This window comes from Methylobacterium sp. C33D, from assembly GCF_053345825.1.
Genome location: NZ_JBKFAV010000036.1, coordinates 59978 through 67811, shown reverse-complemented (window position 1 = coordinate 67811; position 7834 = coordinate 59978). Strand labels below are relative to the sequence as shown.

The 7834-nt window shown below is 72.6% G+C and carries 8 protein-coding genes; 2 read left to right on the top strand and 6 right to left on the bottom strand.

From position 1 onward, the window contains the following. On the top strand, positions 1-781 hold a 781-nt coding region (locus ACLBXO_RS24455; protein WP_447686991.1), incomplete at its 5' end, for a glycosyltransferase. Then, positions 778-1497, top strand: a complete 720-nt coding sequence (locus ACLBXO_RS24450) for a CatB-related O-acetyltransferase (RefSeq protein ID WP_331318809.1) — start codon at positions 778-780, stop codon at positions 1495-1497. The genes ACLBXO_RS24455 and ACLBXO_RS24450, both read left to right, overlap by 4 nt. A 73-nt stretch (positions 1498-1570) precedes the next feature. On the opposite strand, the gene ACLBXO_RS24445 is transcribed toward ACLBXO_RS24450, so the two are convergent. The 6 genes from ACLBXO_RS24445 to ACLBXO_RS24420 form a co-directional block, all read right to left on the bottom strand. Next, positions 1571-2773 (bottom strand): hydantoinase/carbamoylase family amidase, encoded by a 1203-nt coding sequence (locus tag ACLBXO_RS24445; RefSeq protein ID WP_447686990.1) that lies wholly within the window; start codon positions 2771-2773, stop codon positions 1571-1573. Between the two features lie 51 nt (positions 2774-2824). Beyond that, complete coding sequence (gene trmFO, locus ACLBXO_RS24440; protein WP_447686989.1) at positions 2825-4252, bottom strand: methylenetetrahydrofolate--tRNA-(uracil(54)-C(5))-methyltransferase (FADH(2)-oxidizing) TrmFO; 1428 nt, start codon at positions 4250-4252, stop codon at positions 2825-2827. Positions 4253-4356: 104 nt separating this feature from the next. Beyond that, positions 4357-4503 (bottom strand): DUF1127 domain-containing protein, encoded by a 147-nt coding sequence (locus tag ACLBXO_RS24435; RefSeq protein WP_012318555.1) that lies wholly within the window; start codon positions 4501-4503, stop codon positions 4357-4359. A gap of 316 nt (positions 4504-4819) precedes the next feature. Then, positions 4820-5089: a GCG_CRPN prefix-to-repeats domain-containing protein gene (locus ACLBXO_RS24430; protein ID WP_447686988.1), complete on the bottom strand. Its 270-nt coding sequence runs from the start codon at positions 5087-5089 to the stop codon at positions 4820-4822. Between the two features lie 202 nt (positions 5090-5291). Continuing rightward, positions 5292-6266, bottom strand: a complete 975-nt coding sequence (locus ACLBXO_RS24425; RefSeq protein ID WP_447686987.1) for a S1C family serine protease — start codon at positions 6264-6266, stop codon at positions 5292-5294. A 256-nt stretch (positions 6267-6522) separates the two neighbouring features. Then, positions 6523-7503 (bottom strand): transporter, encoded by a 981-nt coding sequence (locus tag ACLBXO_RS24420; protein WP_447686986.1) that lies wholly within the window; start codon positions 7501-7503, stop codon positions 6523-6525. Positions 7504-7834: the final 331 nt, after the last annotated feature.

The window sequence follows — 7834 nt, the reverse complement described above, 5'->3', positions numbered from 1 at the left end:
CCGGTCGTGCCTGGCGGTGGACGCGGACGGGTTCGAGGAGCCGGATCCGGGCGAGCGGCGGGCGGCGTTCGGGGCGTTCCTGGCGGGCGCCGCGCGGGTGTTCGCGCCGTCCTCCGACACGGCGGCCCGGATCCGGACGGTCTACCCGGATCTGTCGGTCACGGTGCGGCCGCACGTCGAGCCGGAGCGGTCGGTGCGCGCGACCGCCCTGCAGCGGCCCGGCCGAATCCGCCGCGTCGCCGTGCTCGGCGCGATCAGCGCCACGAAGGGCGGCCTGTTCCTTCAGGCGCTGGCCACCGACGCGCAGGACCGGGACCTGCCGCTGCGCTTCGCGATCGTGGGCTACTCGGACCCGGCGCTGGCGATCGGCCTGGAGGGCGTCGGGGTCGCCCAGACCGGGCGCTATTCCGGCGACCACGAGGCCCTGGACCTGGTCTGGCGGCTCTCGGCCGACCTCGTGCTGCTGCCGGCGATCTGGCCCGAGACCTACTCGTACGCGCTGACCCTGGCCCTGCGCACCGGCCTGCCGGTGGCGGCCTTCGACCTCGGCGCGCCGGCCGAGCGGCTGCGCGCCTACCCGAACGGGCACCTGCTCCCCGGCGCCCTCGCCGCCGATCCGGCTGCCTTCAACGACCGCCTGCTCGCCATCGACGTCTCGGCCGCGGGCCGGCTCACCGTGCCGATCCGGGCGGCCGAATATGGCGACCTGATGGGCGACTATTACGGCCTGGACCCGGCGCCGGCCGGGACCCGACACCCCAGCGACGAGGACGCCGCATGATCTCCGTCAACGAGGACATGAAGCAGGAGATGCTGCGCCGCGGCATCTCGGTGCTGCACCCGGCCCCGTTCGGCCTGCCGGAGGATTGCGTCTTCGAGCCGCCGTGCAGCATCAAGTGGATGGGCGTCGATTACTGCCTCACCATGGGGGCGTTCTCGTACGCGGTCAGCGGCTACTATTTCGGAGCCGACATCGCCCGCTACTGCTCGATCGGCGAGAGCGTCCAGGTCGGGCGCGGCAGCCACCCGGTCCAGTGCGGCTCGACCTCGCCGCTGTTCTACACGCACCACTCGGCCGTGTTCGACCGCCTCGACCCGCGGGCGGAGGATTACGAGATCTCCGGCCCGTATCTCTGGCCCAAGCGCGTGCGCATCGGCAACGACGTCTATATCGGCCACGGCGCCTTCCTGATGCCCGACATCACGATCGGCGACGGGGCGGTGATCGGCGCCATGGCGGTGGTGACCAAGGACGTGCCGCCCTACGCGATCGTGGCCGGCAGCCCCGCCCGGATCGTGAAGATGCGCTTCCCGGACGCGCTGATCGAGCGCTACCTGAAGGTGCAATGGTGGCGCTACGCCTTCTGGGACCTGCGCCAGTGCTCGATCACCGACCCGGAGACGTTCATCGACGCCGTCGAGGAGCGGATCGCCGGGGGCATGCAGGAATACCGGCCTGAGCGGATCTCGATCCAGTCGCTGGTGCCAAGCGCCTGAGGTCAAGCGCCTGAGGTCAAGCGCCTGAGGCCGGGGGCCCGCCGGAGCGCGCCGGGCGTCCGCGGCGGCGCGCTCAGCCCGCCAGCACCCGCGCCGCCGCGTCGCCGAGGGCCCGCACGCCGAGGGCGAGGTCGGCGTCGCTGGTATCCTCCGCCCAGTGGTGGCTGATGCCGCCGATCGAGGGCACGAACAGCATCGCGGCCGGCAGGATCCGGGCGACGTTCTGGGCGTCGTGCCCGGCGCCCGACGGCATCACCTGCCACCCTCCGGGGCAGACGCTCTCGGCCGCCTCCGAGAGGGCGCGCATCAGGGCCGGGTCGCAGGGGGCGGGGATCGCCTTCGCCAGGGCCGTCAGAGTGGCCGGGCAGCGCTCGCGCCGGTTCGAGTCCCGCACCAGCGCCTCCAGGCAGGCCTCCATCCGCTCCAGCACGGGCATCGCCACGTCGCGGAACTGGAAGTACACCTCGGCCCGGCCCGGGATGATGCTGAAGCCGCCGGGATCCAGGGTGATCCGCCCCGTCGTCCAGGTGCTGCGCTGGCCGCAGACCTTCGGGAATTCCCGGTCGATCGCCGCCAGCAGCCGCACCGCCGAGAGCCCCGCGTCCCGGCGCTCCGCCATGGTGGTGCCGCCGGCGTGGTCCTGGTTGCCGGCGAAATCGATCCGGAATTGCCAGATCGCCACGATGCCGCTCACCACGCCGAGGTGCAGGCCGGCGGATTCGAGCTGCGTGCCCTGCTCGATATGCATCTCCAGGAAGCCGCGGTAGCGCTCCGGGTCGAGCCGCGTCCGGGGCAGGCCGGCGAGGCCGGCACCCGCGAGCGCCGCGCGCAGCGGCGTGCCGTCGGTGCGGTTGCGGGCCTCGTCGATCTCGGCCTCGGTCAGGTCGCCGATCGCCGAGCGGCTGCCCAGGAAGCCCCCGGAGAAGTGCCCCTCCTCGTCGGCGAAGGCGACGACGTCGACGGGCAGACCGGCGCGGGCCAGCGCGACCCCGGCCACGACGCCCAGCGCGCCGTCGAGCCAGCCGGCCTCGTTCTGCGTCTCGATGTGGCTGCCGACCAGCAGGTGCGGGCCGGGGCCGCGGTGGCGCCCCAGCACGTTGCCGATCCCGTCGATGGAGGCCTCCAGGCCGCAGGCCTCGAGCCGGGCCATCAGCCAGCGGCGGGATTCCATGTCCGCGGCCGAGAAGGTCGGCCGGTGGACGCCGGAGCGGAACCGGCCGATCTCGCGCAGCTCGTACAGGTCGGCCAGGAAGGCTCGGGTGTCGATCGCGGTCATGGTGCGCCCAGGATGATGAGGCCTCGGGCGGTGCAAGCCCCGTGCGGCCAGCTATTCCGCAGCCGCAGGTCTCGCCGCACCGTCCCGCGCGCCCTCCAACCAGAGAGCGAGATCGGCCCGGGCCCGGTCGGTGAGCGCGCGCTTCTTCAGCGCCGCCTTCTCGGGCCCGCGCAGGCGCCGGCCGGTCTCGTTGCGGGGGGCCCGCTCGAGCGGCGGGAACAGGCCGAAATTGACGTTCATCGGCTGGAACGAGCGCGGGGCGTTGGCCTCGCCGTCCGCCATCAGGTGGCCGCCGGTGATGTGGGCGATGAGGGCGCCGAGGGCCGTGCTCTGGGGCAGGGGGGCGAGCGCGCCGCCGGCCGCCTCCGCGACGGCGAAGCGGCCGGCCATCAGCCCGACCGCGGCGCTCTCCACGTAGCCCTCGCAGCCCGTGATCTGGCCGGCGAAGCGCAAGGCGGGCCGGGCCCTCAGCCGGAGGGTGGCGTCGAGGAGGCGCGGGCTGTCGAGATAGGTGTTGCGGTGCAGGCCCCCGAGGCGGGCGAACTCGGCCCGCTCCAGGCCGGGGATCATGCGGAAGACCCGCACCTGCTCGGCATAGGTCAGCTTCGTCTGGAAGCCGACCATGTTGTACAGGGTGCCCAGCGCGTTGTCCTGGCGCAGCTGCACGATCGCGCAGGGCTTGACCAGCGGGTCGCGGGGGTTGGTGAGGCCGACGGGCTTCATCGGCCCGTGGCGCAGGGTCTCGGGGCCGCGCTCGGCCATGACCTCGACGGGCAGGCAGCCGTCGAAGTAGGGCGTGCCCTCCCACTGCTTGAAGCCGATCTTCTCGCCCGCCACGAGGGCGGCCACGAAGGTGTCGTACTGCGCCCGGGTCATCGGGCAGTTGAGGTAGTCCGCGCCCGTGCCGCCGGGTCCCGGCTTGTCGTAGCGGGACTGGAACCACGCCACGTCCATGTCGATCGAGTCGCGGTGGACGATCGGCGCGATCGCGTCGAAGAAGGCCAGCGACTCGGCCCCGGTGAGCCCGCGGATGCCCTCGGCCAGCGCCGGAGCGGTGAGCGGGCCGGTGGCGACGATGCAGGGGCCCCATTCCTCCGGCGGCAGGCCCTCGACCTCCCCGCGGACGAGGGTGACGTTCGGGTGCTGCTCCAGGGCGCGGGTCACCGCGGCGGAGAAGCCCTCGCGGTCGACCGCCAGCGCCCCGCCCGCCGGCACCTGATTGGCGTCGGCCGACCGCATGATCAGCGAGCCGAGGGTGCGCATCTCCTGGTGCAGCAGCCCGACGGCGTTGCCCTCGGGGTCGTCCGACCGGAAGGAGTTCGAGCAGACGAGCTCGGCCAGCCCGTCCGTCCGGTGCGCCTCCGTGCCCCGCACCGGGCGCATCTCGTGGATCACGGCGCGGTGCCCGGCTTCGGCCACCTGCCAGGCGGCCTCGGATCCGGCGAGACCGCCGCCGACGATGTGGATGGTCTGTGTCATGTCTGAGAATAGCGAAGGACCGCCGTCCGGATCAACGGGCGGCGGTCCTTCGAGACGGTCGTCTCGGGCGCTGGGACTCGAGCGCCGCGACTCGGGCGCTGGGATCAGACGCGGGCGACGCCGCGGATCTCGCTGCGGTTGATGCCGAGATCGGCGAGATCGCGGTCCGACAGGCGGGACAGCTGCGAGACGGTGTCGCGGTACCGGAGATAGGCGCGGACGCGGCTCAGGACGCTACGGGCGGCGGACATGGTGTGCTGTGACCTCTGTTCGGGCAGACGATGGCGCCCCATTGCGCATCGCTGCCTCTTGTTGGTGCAACGCACATATAATCCCGCCGCAGCGCAGCAGGAGTCGTAAGGTCAAGCATCAGACCTGCATAAATTGCATGAGCGGCTTAAGAAACCGGCAAGGTTTCCGGATGGTCATTCTTTGTGCGCATGCAGGCCTTCGCGCAGAGGGGCGCGGAGGTGCGCTCAGACCCGCGCGGGCGTCCCGCACGCGCGAAGGGCGCCCCGCCGGTCGGCGGGGCGCCCTTCGTGCCGTCGCGAGCGCCTCGGGCGGCGCTCAGTAGAACGGGCGCGGCCCGTAGAAGCCGTAGGGCCGGTAGAGGGGGCGCGGCCGGTAATAGCTGCCGTACCCGCCGTAGTAGATCGGGCGCCGCCAGTAGCCGTAGGGCCGGGGGCCCCAGTTCGGCCGGCAGATGCCCCAGGGATTGGGATGGAAGCCGGGGCCGCAGCCCCCGGCCGCCTCGGCGGACCCGGCGAGCCCGAGGCCGCCCGCGACCGCGGCGGCCATCACGAGCGCCTTCGCGCGCGGCGCGCTCAGAATCGTCATGACTGGATCTCCTCAACGCTTCCGGCGGATCGGGAGCCGGTGGTTGCAGATTCGGTCCCGCCACCTGAACCGTCGCTGAGCCGCAGGTTGTGTCCGGTACAGGCCCGCGACGGCACCCGCGGCCACGCCGCTCACCGCGCCCGGGTCGCGCGCAGAGGGTTGCGCACCGAGGGTTGCGCGCCGCCGCCCCGGTGCGGCGGGCTCAGTGCAGCGAGGGCGTGCGCAGGAACCGCTCCCGATCCCCCGAGACGAGGGCGAGCTTCACGCCGCGTCCCTCGCGGCGGATCGTCAGGGGGACCCGCACCCCGGCCTCGCCGAGGGCCCAGACGCTGCGGAACAGGGCGGCGAGATCGGCCACCGGCTCGCCGGCCACCGCCTCGATCACGTCGCCGGCCTGGAGGCCGCCGGTCTCGGCCGGGCCGTTATCGGCGAGGCCCATCACGACGATGCCCTCCTCGCTCTCGGTGGCGTAGAGGCCGAGCCAGGGGCGCGGCGGACGGTCGGCGCGCCCGCGCGTGGCGAGGTCCTCGAGGATCGGCGTCAGCAGGTCGATGGGCACGACCATGTTGATCGGCCGCGCCGCGCCGGCGCCGCCCTGCTGCAGCTGCAGCGAGCCGATGCCGAGCAGGTCGCCCTGGGGACCGATCAGGGCGGTGCCGCCCCAGTGCGGGTGCGCGGGGGCGGTGAACAGGGCCTCGTCGAGGACGTACTCCCAGTAGCCGGCGAATTCCTGCCGGGCCACGACCTCGACGGCGACGCAGCGCTGGCGCCCGCCCGCCCCGGCCAGCACGGCCCGGTCGCCGGTCTTCAGCCCGGCCGAGCGGCCGAGCGGGAGGGCCGGCACGCCGAGATCGCCGAGCGCCTGGACCAGGCCGAAGCCCGTGGCGGCGTCGAAGCCGAGGACGTGGCCGGGCACCGAGCGGCCGTCCCGGGTGGTGAGCCAGACGCTCTCGGCCTCGGTGACGAGGTAGCCGATGGTGAGCACCAGCCCGTCCTCGCGGATCACCACGCCGTTGCCGGCGCGCTCGGTGCCGAGCGTCTCGGCCGTGAACGCGCTGTCCGGGATCCGCGCCGACAGGGCCAGGACGGCGGAGAGCGCCCGGTCGAGGTCGTAGCCGTAATCCGCGGGCCTGGGCTGGGCCTGCGCGGGGATCTTCCACTCGCCCTGCGTCGCCATGACATTCCTTCGGCTCGTCCGCCTGCGCCCCGGTTCGGCCCCGGAGGCGCGCCATCGGCACACCATAGGATGTCCGCGCCGCCCGCGTCACCCGCGGCCGGCTGCGACCCGTGGCACGGGCCCGCGCGCGGCGGGGCCGGCGCAACGAAAAACCGCCCGGCGGAGCCGGGCGGCGCGCCGTCCCGGAGGACGGCCTGTCGGGGATCCGGGAGCCCCCGCCGCGCGGCGGCGGGGAGCCCGGTGTCCCGGGAGGGTCTCAGTACTTGCGAACCAGCGGCGCCGGGATCGGAGCGGCGGCCGGGGCCGGCGAGTAGAGCGGCACGATGAACCGGATCCAGCCGTCGGTGGAGTAGTCGCTGCGGGTGCGGCCGAAGGCAGTGGTGTACTGCGCGCCGGTCACGACGTCGCGGGCGACGTAGGCCTGGACGGTGAAGATCTTGAAGTCGTAGCCGATGAGGCCGCCGATGGCGAAGCGGCCGCGGTTGCCGGCCGCCGCGCTGGCCTGGCTGATGTCGAAGTTGTAGGTGCCGTAGGCGACCGGGCCGATCTCGAAGTTGCCGAACTTCTTGGTCGCCGTGAGGTCGAAGTTCAGGGCGTCCGACAGGCGGATCGGGCCGATGGCGGCGCCGACCTGGCCGGGGAAGCGGCCGGGCGAGTCGTAGATGTTGGCGGTCAGGTTGGCGGTGATGTTCCAGCCGTCACCCGTGTAGCTGCCGGCAATGCCGAAGCGGTAGGTGTTGGAGGAGAGCTGCGGCAGGACCGGGGTGGCCGTCGCGCCGGTGGGCGTGATGATCGAGCCGCGGTCGCCGTTCAGATCGTTCAGGTAGGCGCCGCCGAGCAAGCTGACACCGAAGTTGTTGCCGAGGTCGAAGGCCCAGATGCCGCCGACGAAGGTGCCGACGTTGATCGAGATGTCCTTGTTGCGCACGCCGGCCGGGTTGCGGGTGAAGGCGAACACGGTCGGGGGCGCCACGAGCAGCTCGACGCGGCCGCCGAACGGCACGAACGGGGTCGACCAGACCAGGACCGGGATGTTGACGGCCGTGTCGGGATCGTTCCGGCCGTCGGTGCGGCGGTAGGTGAACGTGTTGATGGCGTAGAGGCCTTCCGGCAGCGGCGCGCCGACCGCGAGGCCGACCTGCTCGCCGGGAACCGTCGTGGTCTGCGCCTGCGCGATCGTCGAGGCCATGCCGACCGTGAGCGCGACCGTGCCGGCCGCGAGCCAGTTCTTCATCATTTTCTCATTCCTTCCCAAGGTCACACGGCGTCCGTCCCGCATTCGGCACTTCCCTGCCGGTCTGCTCGCCTATCGCGGCTGCCGGCTTCGGACCTGCCGAGCGCCCCCACGGAGCCTGCCCGTCTCAACGTCTGCGACTATTCTACAGAGACCTGCGGAAAGACAGTGGAATGCTCGCCGAAACGGCACAACCGGCCGAACCGTTGCGCAAAAGCCGCATTTTTGCGGCGATGCAACACTGTCCACAGACCCTGCTCGAGCGGGTCGGGCCGGCAAAATATCGTTGAACGGTCAAGCTGTTGCCGGGCCGGAACGCGGGAGAATCCGGCAA